Source organism: Duganella sp. BJB1802 (assembly GCF_013369445.1).
GTDB lineage: Bacteria > Pseudomonadota > Gammaproteobacteria > Burkholderiales > Burkholderiaceae_D > Rugamonas > Rugamonas vulcania_A.
In genome coordinates this window covers 41,617-60,573 of the sequence record NZ_JABWEF010000024.1, presented here as the reverse complement: position 1 = coordinate 60,573, position 18,957 = coordinate 41,617, and the positions used below count along the sequence as shown (strand labels likewise).

Here is an 18,957-nt window from a genome sequence, read left to right as displayed (position 1 = left end):
AGGTCACCGAGCGCTGCTCGATTGGCTAAGGAGCAAATCCAAGGTGCGTTATCGGCCTTGCACGTTGCATGGAGGCGACCGGGGTGTATTCCGAGCCGGTGGCGCTTGCGTTGCGCCAGGCCGGCCTGATGGTGAGCGTGGAGAATCCGGCGCATCAAAGGCTTGCTGGCCACAGCGAGAATATTCGCGAAAGCAAGAACGTGCCATCGATGCCGGCCTGATCGCTCGTTACCGCGGCAATGCGGCCTGCGCCCTGAGTCCGCCATAGCTGGAACGAGCGCCAGTTGCGAGCATGGACACAGCGCGTTCAAGCCTTGAAGGATATCCGCCAGCAGGAAGAGAACCGGCTGGAGGCGTTGGCCATCGGTGGAATGGACGAGGTGGTGCAGCGTGCGGCAGCACCATCACCTGGCTCAGCGCAGGATTGAGAAGCTTGAAAGCGACATCGACGATCATATCGATCGCCATCCTGGCCTGAAGCACGATGCGGGTTACTCACCACAATCCCGGCGTAAGGATGACCGCGGCGGCCAAAGTGGGGAGTTTGGGCGATATCCGCCGCTTTGGCAGTGCGAAAGCCTTCGCCGCCTTCATGGCGTAACGCCCAAGCAACGCAGCTCCGGAAGCTCAGTGAGGGACGAACGACCATCAGTCGAACAGGCAATACATCATTGCGCGCTGCGCTGTATATGCCTAGCCTGGTGGCGCGCCGTCATAACCCCATCCTGCGCCAATTCGCTGAGCGGCTTGCCGCGACTGGCATGGCACAGAAAGCCGTGATCGGTGCAGTCATGCACAAACTGGCTCACTTGATCTATGGGGTGATACACAATGACAAGCCTTTCGATCCTAATTACTTATCGAAAGGGCTTGCCATTCAAGACGGTATCTGACCCCACCGCACGCGGCCGAGCTCGTGTCCGAATGTCAGACTTGACCCCAATTTAATTTAGTAGCTGTAGCCCAGGCCGAGCAGCAGCAGGTCGGCGTCGCGGTGGTAGTCGGTGACGACGCGATTTAATGACAGCGTGCCGACTACCCGTTTGTTGAAATGGTAGCGCCCCGCTACCGATACCAGCCCCGCCTGGTGCGAGCGCGTGCCCGGCACGTCGTGCAGCTCGAAGGCCAGGTACGGCCCCACGCCCATCCCCAATTCCACTTCGCGGTTCAACGACCGGATCAGCCACAGCTGTGTCGCCACGCCGCTGCGGTGCGTGCCGGCCGAGGTGCCTTCGCGCAGGCCGCTTACGGTCCAGTCCACATAGCGCCCGATCGCGCGCCGGTATTCGATGGTGCCGGCCCGCGAACGCTCCGACTCCAGGCTGTTGACGATGCTCTGCCCGGCCAGCACCGTCAGCGTGTCGTCGGTGGACTTGCCGCCGTCCAGGTGCAGCTTGTCGCCGCGTACGGTGTCGAAGCGGTAGCCCACGCCCACCAGCAGCGAGGTGGTCGGATCCTTGGCGCCGCTCGGGACGACGCGGTTCAGCTGCACCTGCGTGTACCAGTTGCTGGGATGGTGCCAGGTGGCCTGCACGCTGTAGATCGGCGCCCAGCCGTGGTCGTTGATGTAGGCCTCGCCGCCGCCGCGCGGACGCGAGGTGTCGAAGAAATAGTACTGGCCCACGCCCACACCCCACGACATGCCGCGCTGGTCGACGCGCGAACGCAGCCACACCTGGCCGGACACGCCGTCGCGGTGGTGGTTGTCCGGATGCCCCTCATTCAAATAGCCCAGGCTGAGCGCGAGATAGTCGCCGTACGGCTGGACGTAGTTGACGCCGACCGCGAACGAGCGCTCGCCGTTGCCGCTGACGCGCAGCGCGCCACCCTGCATCGACAGGTCTTGCGCGGACGCGGCGCCCGCCGTCAGCAGGGCGGCGAGCAGGAGGGAGGGGCGCTTGGTCATGGCGGTCAGGGCTGGACCTGCACCTTGGTGATGTAGTACTCGGTCTCGCCGAAGCACTGGGTCGGCACGCCCTTGTGCTGGGCGTAGCTGAGCACCACGCGCTTGCCGGTGGCGGCCATCAGCTGCTGGGCGACGCCGTCGTCGCGCACGCTGAATTCAAACTTCTCGGGTATCGCGCCCGGCATCGAGGTCAGCAGGATCTCGCCTTCCCAGGTCTTGCAGACCCAGCCCCGGCTGGAGAACTTTTGCAGGTAGCCCGCCCGCTCGCCGTCCGAGTACGAGACGTGCAGCATGACCCAGGTGTAGGCGGCGAACAGCAGCAGGGCGACGCCCAGCAGGCCGGCGAGGTAGAGGGTGACGCGTTTGGATGTGGTCATGGTTACGCTTGAGTTGAGTGCAATGTTTTTAATCTTATCACGCGGCCAGCCGGCGCTTGTGACGGATCGACGACCACAGCGACACGGCGATGAAGGCCGCGCCCGACAAGCCGGTCAGCCATTCCGGCACATGGTATTTGACACTGGCCAGCATGATCAGAGCCAGGATGCCGATGGCGTAGTGGGCGCCGTGCTCCAGGTAGACGTATTCCTCCAGCGTGCCCTTGTGCACCAGGAACACGGTCAGCGAGCGCACGAACATGGCGCCGATGGCCAGCCCCAGCATGATGATGACGACATCGCTGGTGATGGCGAAGGCGCCGATCACGCCGTCGAAGCTGAACGAGGCGTCCAGCACCTCCAGGTACAGGAAGCCGCCGAAGCTGCCGCGCGCCACCGTCGCCACCACCGCGCCGACGCCGGCTTCGGTGATGTCGTCGTCGTCCTCGGGCGGCTCTTCCTCCAGCAGCGTGCTGATCCAGCCGACCGCCAGGTAGACCACCACGCCGATCACGCCGGCCGCCAGCACCGTGTACTTTTCCTCCACCGGCACCAGGCCGACGCAGCCGAACACCGCGCCCAGCGCCAGCAGCACGGCCAGGGTTTCGGTGCCGTGCTGGCCCATTTTCTTCTCCAGCCAGCCCAGCCAGTGCAGTTCCTTTTCCTCGTCGAACAGGAAGTTGAGGAACACCAGCAGCAGGAAGGCGCCGCCGAAGGCCGCCACCTGGGCGTGGGCGCCGGTCAGGTGTTTCGAGTATTCGGCCGGGTTGGCGGTGGCCATGTGCCACACGTCCACCAGGCCCAGGCCGGTCGCCAGCGAGACGATCAGCAGCGGGAACAGCAGCCGCATGCCGAACACGGCCACGACGATGCCGACCGTCAGGAACAGCTTTTGCCAGAACGCGTCCCAGTGCCGCAGCACCGAGGCGTTCACCACCGCGTTGTCGAACGACAGCGACACTTCCATCACGCCCAGCACGGCGGCCACCCACACCGCCTGCAGCAGGCCGGCGGCGCCGCCGTGGTTGTAGCCCCACCAGGCGGCCAGCGCCATCAGGACCAGGGTGACGGCGAATGAGAGTCTGAAGTGTTGCATCGTTGTTTTTATGGAAATGGGGACAGGGCTGAATTTTATATTACTTGCTTCCGTCGCTGGGGACCCTTCTGCGATAATGTCGCCACAAAAATGCAAAGGAACCATCGATGGACATCGCTTATCTCGTCACCCCGCTGATCACCTGGATCACGGTCGGACCGATCAAGTTTCTGATTAATAGCGCCAAGGCGCGCAAATGGGCCTTCAATCTGGTCGGCAACGGCGGCTTTCCCAGCAATCACAGCGCGGTGGTGTCCAGCATGGCGACCCTGATCGCGCTGCGCGAGGGCATCGGCCATCCGGCCTTCGGCGTGGCGGTGACCTTGTGCTTCATCGTCGTCATCGACGCCAACAGCCTGCGCCAGCACGTGGGCAAGCAGGCGGCGGCGATCAACCGCGTCGCCAGGGACGACGCCGGCCACCACTGGCTGCGCGAGCGCATGGGCCATACGCTGGTGGAAATCGCCGGCGGCCTGTGCACCGGCATCGCCATCGCCCACGTCATCCACGCCGTGTTCGGCCGCGGCTGATCCGTCCTGTTCCGGCGCGCCGTCCTGGCGTGCCGGGCCGCTTCCCCGGCGGTTTTACTGTTCTTTTGGCCGCTCCGGCCTATCCTGATACTTCTGATAATTCACCGTCTATCCCAGCATTTGGCAATTCAGCCACGTTTTTTGCCGTCCAGTCGCACTTGCATTGACCGGTTACGGACACTCGGGGATACTCTGCGCCCTGTAGTCTGGCTAAAACTTTACAAGCTATTAATAGCACCAACGTGCCACTTTCTCGGAGAACTTTATGTTGCGCAAAACCCTTCTAGCTCTCGCCGTCGCTTCAGCCCTGGTTGCCTGCGGCAAGTCCTCCAAGGAGCCTGAAAAGGCGGGCGCCAGCGCCTCGGCCACCGCCGCCAAGGACGGCAAGGGCGCCGCCCCGGCCGTCCTGGCGCTGGCGCCGGAGGACCTGCTGACCATCGAATCGAACGCGCTGGCGTCCGGTCCGGTCATCACCGGTTCGGTCCAGCCCGAGCGCAAGGCCGACCTGCGCGCCGAGGTGAGCGCCGTGGTGCTGCAAGTGATGAAGGAAAACGGCGAGGCGGTCAAGAAGGGCGACATCCTGGTGCGCCTGGACGAGACCTCGATCCGCGACGCCCTCAATTCCGCCGACGAGGCCACCCGCGCCGCCCAGCAGTCGCTGGAGCAGGCCACCCGCATGTTCGAGCGCCAGAAGACGCTGCGCACGTCGGGCATGGTGTCGACCCAGGCGCTGGAGGATGCCGAGATCCGCCGCAACAACGCCCAGAGCGAGCTGGCCGCCGCCAAGTCGCGCTCGGTCGCGGCCCACCAGCAGCTCACCCGCACCCTGGTGCGCGCGCCGTTCGACGGCATCGTCAGCGAGCGCAAGGTGTCCAACGGCGATACGGCCGCCATCGGCAAGGAACTGATCAAGGTGATCGACCCGGCCAGCATGCGCTTCGAGGGCCTGGTGTCGGCCGACAAGATCGGCGTGGTCAAGGTCGGCCAGCCGGTGCGCTTCCGCATCAACGGCTACCAGAACCGCGACTTCAGCGGCCGCGTCAAGCGGGTCGACCCGTCGGCCAACGCGGTCACGCGCCAGGTCGAGGTGCTCGTCGAGTTCGCCGGCCAGGACATGCCCGGCGTGGCCGGCCTGTACGCCGAGGGCCGGGTCGAGTCCGACGTCTCGAACGCGCTGATGATCCCGGATTCGGCGCTGGTCGTCAGCGGCGACCACAGCTACACCTGGCGCGTCAACGGCAAGGCGCTGAGCAAGGCGCCGCTGTCGATCGGCGTGCGCGATCCGCGCACCGGCCAGTGGGAGGTGCGCAGCGGCCTGGCCGCCGGCGACCGCGTGCTGCGCGTGCCGAACTCCGGCTACAAGGACGGCCAGGGCGTCGAACTGACTGCGCCGAAGGTGGCCGGGGCCGGCAACGGCGCGGCCCAGGCCTCGGCCGCGACCTCCCCAAGCACCGCACCGAAAGGGAACTGATCCATGTTCTTATCCGATTTCAGTATCAAACGGCCGATCGCGACCATCGTCCTGATCGTCGCCATGATGTGCCTGGGCTTGCTGGCGCTGAAGAAGCTGCGCGTCAACCAGAACCCCGACGTCGAGGTGCCGTTCATCATCGTCAGCGTGCCGTATCCGGGCGCCTCGCCCGACACGGTCGAGCGCGAGATCGTCAACCGCCTGGAGAAGCCGCTGCTGGCGATCTCCGGCGCGACCAAGCTCGAGAGCACCGCCAACGAGGGCTCGGCGCAGATCTTCATCGAGTTCAGCTTCAAGAAGAACCTGATCGAGGCCTCCGACGAGATCCGCAACGCGATCGCCTCGGTGCGCTACAAGCTGCCCACCGAGATGCGCGAGCCCATCCTGCAGCGCATCGACCCGGCCTCCGATCCGGTGATGCAGATCTCGCTGTCGTCGACCAGCCAGAGCCACGCCGAGATCTCGCGCCTGGCCGAGGACACGCTGTCCGACCGCTTCCGCGCGGTGGACGGGGTGTCGCAGGTGCAGGTCAACGGTTCGCTCAAGCGCGAGCTGTCGGTGCTGCTGCACGCGGAGAAGCTGCGTGAATACAATGTCTCGGTCAGCGAGGTGGTCAACGCGCTGCGCAACCAGAACACCAACGCGCCGGTGGGCAAGGTGCGCGGCGTGCTCGACGAGAAGAGCATCCGCCTGGTCGGCCGCATCATCACCCCGCGCGAGTTCGAGGGCGTGGTGGTCAAGCGCCGCGGCGACGAGGTGGTGCGGCTGGCGCAGCTGGCCACCATCGAGGACGGCTTCGCCGAAGTCGACGGCCTGAGCATCCGCAGCGGCAAGCCCAACGTCGGCATCGCCATCTCCCGCTCGCGCGACGCCAGCACGGTGTCGGTGGCGGCCAAGCTGCGCGAGGAAATCAAGGCGGTCAACGCCACGCTGCCGGCCGGCACCAAGCTGGAGATCACCCGCGACGGCGGCGACGATTCGCAGCGCAGCCTCAACAACGTGATCGAATCGCTGGTGCTGGGCGCGGTGCTGACCATCTTCGTGGTGTACGCCTTCCTGAACTCGTGGCGCTCGACCCTGATCACCGCCATGAGCCTGCCGACCTCGGTGGTGGCGGCCTTCATCGCCGTCTGGCTGTGCGGCTTCACGCTGAACTTCATGACGCTGCTGGGCCTGTCGCTGGCGATCGGCGTGCTGATCGACGACGCCATCGTGGTGCGGGAAAACATCGTGCGCCACATGCAGATGGGCTCGGACCGCCGCACGGCCGCGCTCAACGGCACCGCCGAGATCGGCCTGGCCGTGGCCGCGACCACCTTCTCCATCATCGCCGTGTTCATTCCGGTGGCCTTCATGCCGGGCATCTCGGGTGAATGGTTCCGTCCGTTCGCGCTGACGGTGACCTGCTCGGTGCTGGTCAGCCTGGGCATCTCGTTCACGCTCGATCCGATGCTGTCGGCCTACTGGGGCGACCCGGTCGACCACCACACGGCGCCGAAGAAGGGCCTGGGCAAGTTCCTGCAGAAGTTCAACGACTGGTTCGACCACCAGTCCGACCGCTACGGCCATGTGATCGCCTGGGCGCTGCACCACCGCCGCTGGATGGCCGTGATCGCCTTCGGCACCTTCGTCGGCGCCATCGTGCTGCACGCCAAGTTCGGCGGTTCGAGCTTCCTGCCGGCGGCCGACCGCAGCACCATCGCCATCGACGTGCGGATGCCGCCGTCGGGCAGCGTGGAGATCGCGCGCCGCAAGATGGAGACCGTGGCCGCGATCGCCCGCACCATCGCCGAGACCAAGGACACCAACTCCAACATCAACGCCGGCGGCGGTCGCATCTATATCGACATCGGCAAGCGCCAGTACCGCAAGCGCACCGCGTTCCAGATCGGCGCCGAGCTGCGCGAGAAGATGAGCCACATCGCCGGCGCCGAGATTTCGGTGATCGACGACCTGGGCAACTCGGGCAAGCCGGTGCAGATCGAATTCACCGGCCCGGATTCGCGCCGCCTGATGGAGATCACCAACGCCTACATGGACAAGCTGCGCCAGGTGCCGGGCGCGGTGGACGTCGGCCTGTCGCAGCAGGATCCGAAGAATGAGCTGCAGATCGAGCTCAACCGCGGCTTGGCCAACTCGATGGGCATCTCCGTCAACGACGCCGCGCAATCGCTGCGGGTGGCGTTCGCCGGCGTCGAGGTGGGCGACTGGGTCGACCCGACCGGCGAATCGCGCGACGTCGCGGTGCGGCTGGCGCCGGAGGACCGCGTCAACGCCGAGAACATCGAGCGCCTGCCGATCTCGGTGACCGGCACCAACCAGATGGTGCCGCTGGACCAGATCGCCACGATCACGATGGGCAAGGGCCCGTCCACCATCGAGCACAAGAACGGCAAGCGCACCGTGACCGTGTCGGCCAACGTGCAGGGCCGCTCGCCCGGCGAGGTGACGGCCGACGCCATGAAGCTGGCCAACGCCATCGACTACCCGCCCGGCTACGGCCTGGACCTGGGCGGCGACGGCAAGAACCAGACCGAGCTGTTCACGGAGATGGGCATCGCGCTGGTCATGGGCATCGGCCTGATGTACCTGATCCTGGTGATGCAGTTCGGTTCGTTCACGGCGCCGGTGGCGGTGATGCTGTCGCTGCCGCTGTCGCTGATCGGCGTGGTGGTGGCGCTGCTGATCACCGGCGGCACGCTCAACCTGATGAGCTTCATCGGCGTCATCATGCTGATGGGCCTGGTGGCCAAGAACGCCATCCTGCTGCTGGACGCGGCGCGCAAGCGCGAGGCCGAGGGCTACGGCCGCGAGGACGCGCTGATGTACGCCGGCCGCATGCGCCTGCGTCCCATCCTGATGACCACCTTCGCGCTGATCGCCGGCATGTTCCCGGTCGCGCTGGGGCTGGGCGAGGGCGGCGAGTTCTACCGTCCGCTGGCGATCGCCATCATCGGCGGCACCATCACCTCGACCATCCTGACGCTGCTGGTGGTGCCGACCTTCTACGACAGCATCGAGATCGCCAAGGACCGCGCGATCGCCAAGTTCCACCGCCGCGCGGCGCGCTGGACGGCGGCGCCGGCGCTGGTCATGACGCTGGTCGAGGGCGTGCTGACGCTGATCTTCGCGCGTTTCGTGTTCCGCATGCTGATGTGGGGGGTGTACAAGGTGACGGGCAAGGGCGGCCGCGCTGTGCCGTCCGGCGCGCTCGATCCGCACTAAGTCGTTGTTTTGGCGACACTAAAAAAGGACCCGCGGGTCCTTTTTTAATAGCCACGATGCAGAGCAACTGCTCGGTTTCAAGGTTTTATTTAGAGTTTTACCTCTAACGACTTGCCTTTTGAATAGTTTTATAAATGTAGTATGCTGCTGGCCTTCCTGCACCGGTTTTGGCGCAAGAAATCCAGAAAAACCTGGCGCAGAGCCGCCTACTTATAAAGCGAGACTACAATGCAACACAAATACCTCCCCCTGATCATCGCCGCCGCTCTGAGCGCCATGTCCGTGGGCGCCCAGGCGTCCGGCTACCGTTTCGGTTCGCAGAGCGTCTCGGCCCAGGGCACGGCCGACGCCAACGCCGCCGAAGCCAACGACGCCTCGACCATCTTCTACAATCCGGCCGGCCTGTCGCGCCTGGACGGCATGCAGATCAGCGGCAGCGCCACCGTGGTCGTGCCGCACTCGACCTTCAACGACAGCGGTTCGACCCGCTTCACCGGCACCCCGACCGGCGGCACCGGCGCCAACGACTATGTGCCAAGCTCGGTCACCGCGCCGGCCTTCTACCTGAGCAAAAAGCTGAACGACAAGTGGACCGTCGGCATGGGCATGTTCGTGCCATACGGTACCAAGATCAACTACGGCAGCGAATGGACCGGCCGCTACGCGCTGTCCGACGTGAAGCTGGAATCGATCACGCTGAACCCGTCGGCCTCGTTCAAGCTGGACGAGCGTCACGCCTTCGGCTTCGGCATCGACGCCGAGTTCATGAAGGCCAGCCTGGGCCAGGCCGTGGACGTGCCGGGCACGATCGCCGCGCTGCGCGGCACGCCGCAATCGGCGGCGCTGGCCAAGCAGATCGCTCTGCTGGGCGGCAACCCGCAACTGCTGGCCACCGCCAAGGACGGCCACGGCTCCAACGACGGCAAGGACTGGGGCTGGGGCTTCAACCTGGGCTACATGTTCACGCTGGACAAGGACACCCGCTTCGGCCTGACCTACCGCTCGTCGATCTCGCACAAGCTGCGCGGCAGCACCGTGTGGGACTTCTCGAAAGTGACCGCCGACCCGGTCGTCAACGGCGTGCTGGCCAAGTCGTCGAACAAGGTCAACTCGGCCGCGCTGGTCGAGCTGCGTACGCCTGAGACGCTGTCGGCCAACGTGTTCCACCAGTTCGACGCCAAATGGGCCGGCATGGCCGACGTGACCTTCGTGCGCCACAACCGCCTGGGCGACCTGGACATCCAGTTCCCGGGCACGACCGAAGGCGCCGAGGTGATCCGTCAGCAGTGGAAGAACACCGTGCGCGTTTCGCTGGGCGGCAACTACGCCTACAACGAAAACCTGACCGTGCGCGCCGGTATCGCCTACGACGAGTCGCCGGTCAAGAACGCCGAGCTGACCCACCCAGCGCTGCCGGACAGCGACCGCATGCAGTACTCCATCGGCGCCAACTGGAAGCTGGATGCCCGTTCGTCGATCGACCTGGCCTACAGCTTCCTGGACTTCAAGGACGCGTCGATGAACTACACCAACAAGTGCAACCCGGTGATGACCACCTGCACGGGCAACGGCGAAACCACGCGCGGCACGTACCAGACCCATCTGTCGCTGATCGGTATCGCTTACAACTACAAGTTCTAAGCCGTCACCGCGCAGCGCGCAAAAGGGCCTTCGGGCCCTTTTTTTACGCCTACTGGTTGGTCGTCGGCGGCGCGCTGCTTTGGGCCGGCGGCGGGGTGGGCGTGGTGGTGTTGCTGGGCGGAGTGGCCGGAGCGGCCGGTTCCGGCGTGCTGACGGCGGGCGTAGGCGGCTGGTCCGCCGCGTGCTTGTTGCAGCCGCCCAGCAAGGCGGCCGCCGTGGCCGCGCCCAGCAACAGTCGGCAAGTCAGGGAGATCGTAGTCATCATTTTTTCCTTTCAACTCAGGGGAAAAAATTAGACCGCGTGGCCGCCCGCCGGTTCCCACGATTTTTTACCGCCAGCGTGGTGACTATTGGAGAGTATTGTCGTAGGGAAACAGTGTTAGGCTGTCACTATTCCGATTTTCATCAACTTGAGCGAGAAAACATGATTGTGCAGATGTCGAAAAAGACCGCGCCGGTGGCCCTGGCTGGCTTGATTGCAATGACGCTGGCTGCCTGCGGCGGCGGTGGCGGCGGCGCTTCGCCGGGCACCAGCACCGCCGCCACGGTGGTCACCAGTTTCCCGGTCCAGCAGGGGCTGGCCTACGCGTTCACGCACGGCATGCAGTCGAGCCTGGCGATCTCGGGCAGCACCAGCAGCGGCAGCGTGACCTATCCGCTGTCGGGCACGCTGACCTACACGCTGGGCGCCGCGGTCAACGCCACCTTCAATGGCGCCGCGGCCATGCAGGCGACGGAAACGATCAGCGGCACATTGACCGGCAACGGCGTCACGCAACCGCTGTCCATTTCCAGCCCTTTGTACGTCAATGCCCAGTACGCGCCGATCGGCTCGAATGAGCCGGGCAACTATTGCGTGGCGACCAGCACGGCAGGCTATCCGGCCAGCGCCACGGCCGGACAGGGCGGCGACCTGGCCAGCTACAACTGCTACTCGGACAGCACCAAGCGCACGCTGGTCGCGACGCAAAAAATCACCTATGTCACGACGGCCGGCAGCGACGGCAACAGCCTCAATTTCCAAATGCTGAGCACCGTCTACGATGGCTCGAACAAGCTGCAGGGCTCCTTGAGCACGACCTACTCGATCACCGCGGCCGGCGTCCCGAAACTGATCCGGCTGCAGATGTCGGAAATCGTCGGCGGCATTTCCATCGACATCGACGCCAAATAGGCTCAGGCGGCCTTGCGGTCGCTGTCGACCGGCAGCTCGGCGTCGCTGGCGAACACGCGCAGGTCGGTCTCGCCCAGCACCCGGCTGGTGACGGTGCCGGCCGCGATCGAGCCGCTGACGTTGAGCGCGGTGCGGCCCATGTCGATCAGCGGTTCGATCGAGATCAGCAGGCCGGCCAGCGCCACCGGCAGGTTCATCGACGACAGCACGATCAGCGCGGCGAAGGTGGCGCCGCCGCCGACCCCGGCCACGCCCACCGAACCGATGGTGATGATGGCCAGCAGCGGCGCGATGAAGCCCAGCGTGAACGGATCGATGCCGACCGTGGGCGCGATCATCACCGCCAGCATGGCCGGGTAGATGCCGGCGCAGCCGTTCTGGCCGATGGTGGCGCCGAACGAGGCGGCGAAGTTGGCGATGCCTTCCGAGGTGCCCAGGCGCAGCGTCTGGGTCTGCACGCTCATCGGGATGGCGCCGGCGCTGCTGCGCGAGGTGAAGGCGAAGGTCAGCACCGGCAGGATCTTCTTCACGTAGCGCGCCGGGTTGAGGCCGGCGCCGGAGACGATCGCCAGGTGCACGCAGAACATCAGGATCAGCGCGCTGTACGAGGCCAGCACGAAGTCGATCAGGTGCAGGATGTCGGTGTAGCTGGAGGTCGACACCACCTGCGCCATCAGCGCGAACACGCCGTACGGCGTCAGGCGCAGCACCAGCGTGACGATACGCATGACGATGGCGTGGGCGACCTGGATGAAGCGCTCGAACGACGCGAACACGTCCGGCTTCTTGTCGTGGATGCCGGTGGCGGCGATGCCGACGAACACCGAGAAGATCACCACCGCGATGGTCGAGGTCTTGCGGCCGCCGGTCATGTCGAGGAAGGGATTGGCCGGGATGAAGCTCAGCAGCATGCTCGGCAGCGAGATGGCCTGGGCGGCCTCGACCTTGCCTTGCAGGTAGACGCCGCGCGCGACGTCGGCGGCGGAGGCGGTGAGGCCGACCGCGCTCAGGTGGAACACCTTGGCCATCAGGATGCCGAGGCCGGCGGCGATGAGGGTGGTCAGCATCAGCATGCCGATGGTCAGCGCGCTGATCTTGCCGAGCGAGTTGATGCCCTTGAGCTTGAGGATGGCGGAGATGATGGACACCATAATCAGCGGCATGACGATCATCTGCAGCAGCTTGACGTAGCCGGAGCCGACGATGTCGAGATAGTCGCCGGTGGTTTGCAGGGCGGGGGAGGTGGCGCCGTACAGCGCCTGCAGCGCCGCGCCGAGCAGCACGCCCAGTCCCATGCCGGTGAACACCCGCACCGAGAACGACGCATGCCTGCGCTGCTGCGCGTACAGCACGCCGAGCAGGACCAGTGCCGCCAGCAGGTTAAGAATTACGTTGATCGTCATGGGCTGCCCTTCGCTGCGAGAGGATGATGGCCGAGGCCGGTAAACAATCGGCCATTTTATATGCGATTGGCGCGCCCGGACGAATATTTGGCGATAACCATATGCGCCAAACGATGTTGGGGTCAAGTCTGACATTCGGACACGGCCTCTGCGGTAGCGGCCGCTACCGCAGAGCGTGTCCAATGTCAGCTGACCCATGGCGCAGCTGAGCTCGTGTCCGAATGTCAGACTTGACCCCCGCTGTTTAGCCAGATGTCGAAGCGGGTGGTGCCTTGGCCGGTGGCGGCCAGGCGGTAGCTGAAGCCGTGTCGGTTCAGTACTTCTCGCACGAACAGCAGGCCGATGCCCTGGCCGCCTTTCTTGGTGGTGAAGAACGGCGTGAACAGCTGCCGCGCCGGTACATCGCCCAGCAGGTCGCCGGTGTCGATCACCGAGAGCCGCACGCCGCCGTCCTCGGCCGCCAGCACCAGGTCGATGCGCTTGTCGCCGCCCGCGCCGGCTTCCACCGCTTCCATCGCGTTCTTGACCACGTTGAGCATGGCCTGCTCCATCAGGTGCCGGTCCAGCGCGATGGCCGGTACGTCGTCGCAGCGCTGCCAGCCGATGTGGATGCCTCGGCTGCGGCAGGGCTCGCGATACAAATAAAGTATGTCGTCCATGACGTCGCGCACGGCGTTGGGCCGCAGCTCCGGCGCCGGCATCTTGACCACCCGCGTGAACCGTTCGATGAACTCGCCCAGGCTGACGTTGCGCCGCTTGACGGCGACGATGGCGGTGCTGAAGTCCTCGCCGTCGCGCTCGGCCAGCTGGCTGCGGTAGTACAGCAGCGAGTCCAGCACCGAGCCGGTGGCCGCCACCGTGTTGTTGACCTCGTGCGCCAGCACGCGGATCAGCTTGTCGTACGCGGCTTTTTCCGAACTCTCCAGCTCGGCCGTCAGCTCCTCGACCAGCAGGAAGTGGCGGGCGAAGCCGCGGTCGTAGAAGCGCCCGCGCTGGCCTCGGTAGCGGCGGCCGTCGGTGTCGGTCAGCAGCTGGCTCTCGCCCAGCGGCAGCGCGTCGAGCTGGGCCAGCAGGCCGGGATAGTCGCCGCTGTCGGCCGGCAGGCAGGCCGATAGCGGCTGGCCTCGCGCGTCGTCCTGCTTGAGCAGCGCCTGCGCGCTGGCGTTGAGCAGGCTGATGCGTCCGTCGAAGTCGAACACGATGACCGCGCTCGGCGTGGCCTCCAGCAGCCGGTCGAGGAAGCCCTGTTGCTCGCCCAGCTGCAAACGCTCCTGGTACAGCGCGCCCAGCATGGTGTTGAACAGCTGGACCAGTTCATTCAGTTGCGGATCGCCACTTTGTTGCAGGCGCGCCGCGTAGTGCTGGTCCTGCAGCAGGTCGTGGAAGTGGCGCGTGTAGCTGAGCGGCTCCAGCGCGCGCCGGATCAGCCGCACGCCCAGCGCAAAGCTCAGCAGCACCGCCGCCTCCAGCCCCAGCATCAGCAACGGCGCCTGCTTGAACAGGGTGATGGTCAGGCCCAGGAACAGCAGGTGGGCGGCGGCCAGGTAGCCATACAGCTGGTGGCGCAGGCTCATGCGCGCGCTTCGTGGCCGGCCTCGGGCGCGACGCCGCCGCCCAGGCCGTGCCGCTCCAGCCGCCGGTATAGCGCGGTGCGGCTCAGGCCAAGCGCCTTGGCCACGCGCGAGATATTGCCCTGGTGCTGCTCCAGCGCCTTGGCGATCATGTGGCGTTCGACCTGCTCCAGCGTCATGCCGTCCACGCCCAGCCGCTGGCCGCCCAGCGCGCCGCCGTGCTCGTGCTGCTCGGTGGCGATGAAGTCGGCCTGCTTCAGCTCGCTCTTGCCGACCAACAGCAGGGTGCGCTCCAGCGTCTGCTTGAGCTGGCGGATGTTGCCCGGCCACGGCTGCGCGCTCAGCCATTCCAGCGCGGCCGGCGCGATGGTGGCCGGCCCCAGGCCGTAGCTGGCCGACACCTGGCCGATGATGTGGCGCGCCAGCAGCGGGATGTCGCTGCGGCGTTCGCGCAGCGGCGGCAGGCGGATGGTGATCAGGTTGAGCCGGTAGAACAGGTCCTCGCGGAACTCGCCGGCCGCCACCAGCTCGGCCAGCTCGCGGTTGGTGGCCGACACCACGCGGATGTCGGCCCGCTCGGTGCGGCTGGCGCCCACCGCCTGGTAGGTCTGGTCCTGTAGCACGCGCAGCAGCTTGACCTGGTCCGAGCGGTTCAGCTCGCCGATCTCGTCGAGGAACAGCGTGCCCTCGTGCGCGCTGGCGACGTGGCCCTTGCGGTCGGTCCTGGCGTCGGTGAAGGCGCCGCGCACGTGGCCGAACATCTCGCTCTCGAACAGCGACGGCGTGATCGCCCCCATGTTGATCTTGACGATGGCCTGCGCCGCGCGCGGGCTGTTGCGGTGCAGGGCGTCGGCGATCAGCTCCTTGCCGCAGCCGCTCTCGCCGAGGATCAGCACCGGCGCCCTGGTGGCCGCCACTTGGCCGACGGTGGCCAGCACCTTCAGCAGCCGAGGATGCTCGCCGACGATGCCGCTGAAGTCGAACTGGGCGTCGAGCGCGGCGCGCGTCGGGCAGCCGGCCGGGGCGGGCGCGGCGGTGTCGAGCGTGGTGCGGATCAGCTCCATCAGCTGGGCGTTGTCCCACGGCTTGGTGAAGAAGTTGGCGGCGCCGGCCTGCACGCCCTTGACCGCCAGCGCGATCGAACCCCAGGCCGTCATCAAGAGCACCGGCAGCGCCGGCTGCAGCCGCTTGATCTCGGCCAGCAGCTGCAAGCCTTCCTCGCCGCTGGTGCGCAGCGAGAAGTTCATGTCCTGCAGCACCAGGTCGGCCGGCTGGCGGGCCAGCTGTTCCAGCGCCTGGCGCGGGTCGTCGCAGCACACGGTGTCGAAGCCGGACTGCTTGAGCAGCAGCGCCAGCGACACCTGCACCGCGCTGTCGTCGTCGACGATCAGGATGCGTTGTTTACGGGATGATTCCATCAATTCAAACTGGCCTATTCATAATGCAGCGCCTGGGTCGGGCTCAGGCGCGCGGCGCGCCAGCCCGGATAGAGCGAACACAGCAAGGATAGCAGATAGATCACACCGGCCGATAGCGTCGCCGCCATCAAGAACACCGTCCAGTTCAGGCTGTCGCCCATCGCGCCGGTCAGCGGCAGCTGCACCAGCAACAGCAGCGCGATGGCCATGGCGCCTGAACTGAGCAGCATCTGCTCGACGATGATCTGGCTGTAGATGTGGCCGGAATCGGCGCCGATCGCGCGCCGCAGGCCGATCTCCGGAATGCGCTGGGTGGTGTTCTGCCACAGCACGCCGAACAGGCCGAACGCCACCATCACCAGCAGGAAGGCGGCGATCACGGCCAGCACGGTCAGCGGTATGGTCTGGGTCTTGAGCATCGAGGTGCGCATGTCGGCCACCGGCGAAATGGTGTAGCTCCAGTCGTTGCGCACCAGCTTGAGCTGGCGGTTGAGCGCCGCCTCGAAGGTGCGCGGCGTGCCGGGGCGCACCTTGAGCTGGATCGCCTCCAGTCCGCCTTCGCCGGCGCCCGTCTGGTGGCGCACCAGCATGAAGCTGGGCGGCGACATGAACTCGCCCTGGCTGCGGAACTCCTCGACGATGCCGACCACCTTGAACTGCTTGAGCGCCTTGTTCGGATTGTCCTCGTCTTCGCTGAACACCTGGCCGAGCGCCGGCTTGCCGTCGAACAGCTTCTGCGCCAGCCGGCGGTTGATGACCACCGGCCGCTCGGCCGCGCCGTCGTCGGCCCGGGAGAACCAGCGGCCCTCGGCCAGCGTCATGTTGACCACGGCGGGGAATTCATCGCTGATCTGGAACAGGTTGGAGACGAACTTGCGCTTGCCTTCGCGCAGCGTGAATTCGCTGGTCCAGTTCGACGACTGGTAGACCGGGAAGCTGCTGAAGCCAACTTCCTGCACTTCCGGCAGCGCCTTCAGGCTCTGGCGCAATTTGTCGTAGATCAGCGGATCGGCCTCGATGCCGCCCTCGTTGCGGGCGTTGAGCGAGGCCGACCACACGTCCTGGTAGCTGAAGCCGGTCGGCATCCGGTACAGCTGGTAGCTGCGCAGGGCGAACGCTGCGATCGCGAACACCACCACGAAGGCCAGCAGGATTTCCAGCGACAGCATCATATTGCGCGACTTGCGCTTCCAGATCAGTTTCAATAAGTGGCGCAGCATCATGCGGCTCCTTTCAAGGCGTGGACGGGATCGAGACGGGACATCTTCCAGGCCGGCAGCACGCCCGACAGCAGGCCGAACACGGTCGCCAGCAGCAGGCCCATGCCGAACACGGCCAGGTTCAGTTCCACATGCAGGTAGGGGATCAGGCCCGAGCCCTCCAGCCACCACAGCACCAGCCGCGCGCAGGCCAGGCCGATCAGGCCGCCGGCCAGGCACAGCAGCACGTTCTCCAGCACCAGCTGGCGCACCAGGTGGGCGCTGGTGGCGCCGAAGGCCTTGCGTACGCCGATCTCGCTGCTGCGCTCGAGGATGCGGCCGGTGTTCAGGTTGACCAGGTTGAGCGCCGGCAGCGCCATGAACAGCAGCATCAGGCCGCCGATGATCAGCAGCAGCTTGCCGGCGCCGGAATCGGCCCCTTCCTGTTGCAGCAGCATGCGGGCGAACAGGTCGAGCTTGCTGTCGCCCCAGATGCGGGCGATGTTGTATTCCTTGGGATCGTCGAACACCACGGTCTTGGCGGCCGCCTCGATGTCGCGCCGGACGCGCGGCAGGTCGGCCGCCGTGTGCGCCAGCACCATGAAGGCGAAGTTGCCGAAGATCTGGTTGCGGTAGTCGGTCGACGGGAAGGTGGTGATGGGCGCCCAGATGTCGGAGAAGGCGTTGATGTGCATCGCGTCCTCGACCACGCCGATGACGGTGAAGTACTGGCCGCCGATGCTGATCTTCTGGTCCAGCACCGGCTGGCCGGGAAACAGCTTGCGCGCGGTGCTGGCGTTGACCACGGCCACGAAGCGGCCCTGGTCGACGTCGGCCTGGTCCGGCACGCGGCCCTGCAGCACCTTGAAGTCGAGGATCTTCCAGTACTCGGCGTCGGTGCGGCGCATCAGCAGCTCGCTGACGCGGCCCTCTTGGTACACCGACACGGTTTCCGGCATGGTGGTGGCCGATACCGCCTCCACGCCCGGCAGCGGCTTGATGTATTTGTCGATCAGCTTGAAGCCGAGCGGGCTGCGGCGCACGCCCTTGCCCTCGGTGTGGCGGGCCTCGATCATGATGGCCTGCACGAAGCGGTCGCTCTTGCCCTCGACGCCGCTGGGGTAGAAGGCGTTTTGCAGCAGCGCCGTGACCACCAGCAGCACCACCAGCGTCAGCACGATGCACAGCAGGTTGATGGCGGTGAACAGCTTGCGGCGCATGAAGACCTTCCACGCGGTCAACAGATAATTCCTGAACATGGCGTCCCCTTAAGCGACCAGCTGGCCGTCGAACACGCGCACGATGCGGCTGGCGCGCTTGGCTTCCTGCTCGTCGTGGGTGACCATCACCACGGTCGTGCCCTCGCTGTTGAGCTTGAGCAGGATGTCCATGACCTCCTGGCCCATCTTGCTGTCCAGGTTGCCGGTCGGCTCGTCGGCCAGCAGCACCTGCAGCTGGCCCCAGGATGGCGCGGGCGATCGCCACGCGCTGCTGCTGGCCGCCCGACAGCTGGTTCGGGTAGTGGTCCATGCGCGCGCCCAGGCCGACCTTTTCCAGCGCCTCGCGCGCCAGCCGCTGGCGCTTCTTGGCCGACAGGTCGCGGTACAGCAACGGCAGCTCGACGTTATCGATCACGCGCAGGTCGTTGATCAAGTGGAAGCTCTGGAAGATGAAGCCGAAGGTGTTGTTGCGCAGCTTGGCCACATGCTTGTCCTTGTACGAGGCCACCGGCGCGCCGCCCACGTGGATGGCGCCGCTGCCTGGACGGTCCAGCAGGCCGATCAGGTTCAGCAGCGTGCTCTTGCCGCAACCGCTGGGGCCCATGATGCAGACGAATTCCGATTTCTCGACATGCAGGTCGATGTCCTTCAGGGCCAGGGTTTCGACCTTGTCGGTCTGGTAGGTTTTGCTGACATTGCTCAGGCGGATCATGATAGTCCTTTCGA

At 65.8% G+C, this 18,957-nt stretch carries 16 protein-coding genes and 2 pseudogenes; 8 read left to right on the top strand and 10 right to left on the bottom strand.

What is annotated here, in order from left to right:
- Positions 1–68: 68 nt before the first annotated feature.
- The 3 genes and pseudogenes from HUX88_RS32850 (at position 69) to HUX88_RS32840 (ending at position 893) form a co-directional block, all read left to right on the top strand.
- A complete protein-coding gene (locus HUX88_RS32850) occupies positions 69–221 on the top strand; it encodes a hypothetical protein (protein WP_229219596.1) in 153 nt (50 codons plus the stop codon).
- A gap of 348 nt (positions 222–569) precedes the next feature.
- Positions 570–689, top strand: a pseudogene (locus HUX88_RS33210) (hypothetical protein); the annotation flags it as partial.
- Complete coding sequence (locus HUX88_RS32840; protein ID WP_229219514.1) at positions 690–893, top strand: hypothetical protein; 204 nt, start codon at positions 690–692, stop codon at positions 891–893. It abuts the pseudogene before it with no gap.
- Between the two features lie 56 nt (positions 894–949).
- On the opposite strand, the gene HUX88_RS28245 is transcribed toward HUX88_RS32840, so the two are convergent.
- Genes HUX88_RS28245 through HUX88_RS28235 form a run of 3 tightly spaced genes read right to left on the bottom strand, consistent with a single transcriptional unit; the run spans position 950 to position 3,379 of the window.
- Entirely contained in the window at positions 950–1,906 is a 957-nt protein-coding gene (locus HUX88_RS28245; protein ID WP_229213416.1) for a hypothetical protein, read from the bottom strand.
- Positions 1,907–1,911: 5 nt separating this feature from the next.
- Positions 1,912–2,283: a hypothetical protein gene (locus HUX88_RS28240; RefSeq protein WP_117015285.1), complete on the bottom strand. Its 372-nt coding sequence runs from the start codon at positions 2,281–2,283 to the stop codon at positions 1,912–1,914.
- Positions 2,284–2,320: 37 nt separating this feature from the next.
- A complete protein-coding gene (locus tag HUX88_RS28235) occupies positions 2,321–3,379 on the bottom strand; it encodes a DUF475 domain-containing protein (RefSeq protein WP_176363912.1) in 1,059 nt (352 codons plus the stop codon).
- Positions 3,380–3,486: 107 nt separating this feature from the next.
- Between HUX88_RS28235 and HUX88_RS28230 the strand changes: the two genes are divergently transcribed.
- The 4 genes from HUX88_RS28230 (at position 3,487) to HUX88_RS28215 (ending at position 10,246) form a co-directional block, all read left to right on the top strand.
- Positions 3,487–3,909, top strand: coding sequence for a divergent PAP2 family protein (locus tag HUX88_RS28230; RefSeq protein ID WP_176363911.1), 423 nt, complete (start codon positions 3,487–3,489; stop codon positions 3,907–3,909).
- Positions 3,910–4,174: 265 nt separating this feature from the next.
- Entirely contained in the window at positions 4,175–5,380 is a 1,206-nt protein-coding gene (locus HUX88_RS28225; RefSeq protein WP_117015282.1) for an efflux RND transporter periplasmic adaptor subunit, read from the top strand.
- A gap of 3 nt (positions 5,381–5,383) precedes the next feature.
- Positions 5,384–8,605: an efflux RND transporter permease subunit gene (locus HUX88_RS28220; protein WP_176363910.1), complete on the top strand. Its 3,222-nt coding sequence runs from the start codon at positions 5,384–5,386 to the stop codon at positions 8,603–8,605.
- 228 nt (positions 8,606–8,833) lie between these two features.
- Positions 8,834–10,246: an OmpP1/FadL family transporter gene (locus tag HUX88_RS28215; RefSeq protein WP_176363909.1), complete on the top strand. Its 1,413-nt coding sequence runs from the start codon at positions 8,834–8,836 to the stop codon at positions 10,244–10,246.
- A gap of 49 nt (positions 10,247–10,295) precedes the next feature.
- On the opposite strand, the gene HUX88_RS28210 is transcribed toward HUX88_RS28215, so the two are convergent.
- On the bottom strand, positions 10,296–10,508 hold the full coding sequence (locus HUX88_RS28210) for a hypothetical protein (RefSeq protein ID WP_176363908.1): 213 nt from the start codon (positions 10,506–10,508) through the stop codon (positions 10,296–10,298).
- Between the two features lie 174 nt (positions 10,509–10,682).
- On the opposite strand from HUX88_RS28210, the gene HUX88_RS28205 reads away from it, so the two are divergent.
- Positions 10,683–11,420 (top strand): hypothetical protein, encoded by a 738-nt coding sequence (locus HUX88_RS28205; RefSeq protein WP_229219595.1) that lies wholly within the window; start codon positions 10,683–10,685, stop codon positions 11,418–11,420.
- Between the two features lie 2 nt (positions 11,421–11,422).
- Here the strand turns inward: HUX88_RS28205 and HUX88_RS28200 are convergent, their stop codons facing one another.
- From HUX88_RS28200 to HUX88_RS28175, 6 genes and pseudogenes are all read right to left on the bottom strand, one after another.
- Positions 11,423–12,823 (bottom strand): L-cystine transporter, encoded by a 1,401-nt coding sequence (locus HUX88_RS28200; protein WP_117015278.1) that lies wholly within the window; start codon positions 12,821–12,823, stop codon positions 11,423–11,425.
- Between the two features lie 224 nt (positions 12,824–13,047).
- A complete protein-coding gene (locus tag HUX88_RS28195) occupies positions 13,048–14,397 on the bottom strand; it encodes a PAS domain-containing sensor histidine kinase (RefSeq protein ID WP_176363906.1) in 1,350 nt (449 codons plus the stop codon).
- The gene (locus tag HUX88_RS28190) at positions 14,394–15,812 is read right to left on the bottom strand and encodes a sigma-54 dependent transcriptional regulator (RefSeq protein WP_176363905.1); all 1,419 of its coding nucleotides are present in this window, start codon (positions 15,810–15,812) and stop codon (positions 14,394–14,396) included. Before HUX88_RS28190 ends, HUX88_RS28195 begins: the two co-directional genes overlap by 4 nt.
- A 14-nt stretch (positions 15,813–15,826) precedes the next feature.
- Positions 15,827–17,035, bottom strand: coding sequence for an ABC transporter permease (locus tag HUX88_RS28185; RefSeq protein WP_229219594.1), 1,209 nt, complete (start codon positions 17,033–17,035; stop codon positions 15,827–15,829).
- The gene (locus HUX88_RS28180) at positions 17,032–18,270 is read right to left on the bottom strand and encodes an ABC transporter permease (protein ID WP_176363904.1); all 1,239 of its coding nucleotides are present in this window, start codon (positions 18,268–18,270) and stop codon (positions 17,032–17,034) included. The genes HUX88_RS28185 and HUX88_RS28180 overlap by 4 nt, the downstream gene beginning before the upstream one ends.
- 9 nt (positions 18,271–18,279) lie before the next feature.
- Positions 18,280–18,943, bottom strand: a pseudogene (locus tag HUX88_RS28175) (ABC transporter ATP-binding protein).
- Positions 18,944–18,957 lie beyond the last annotated feature (14 nt).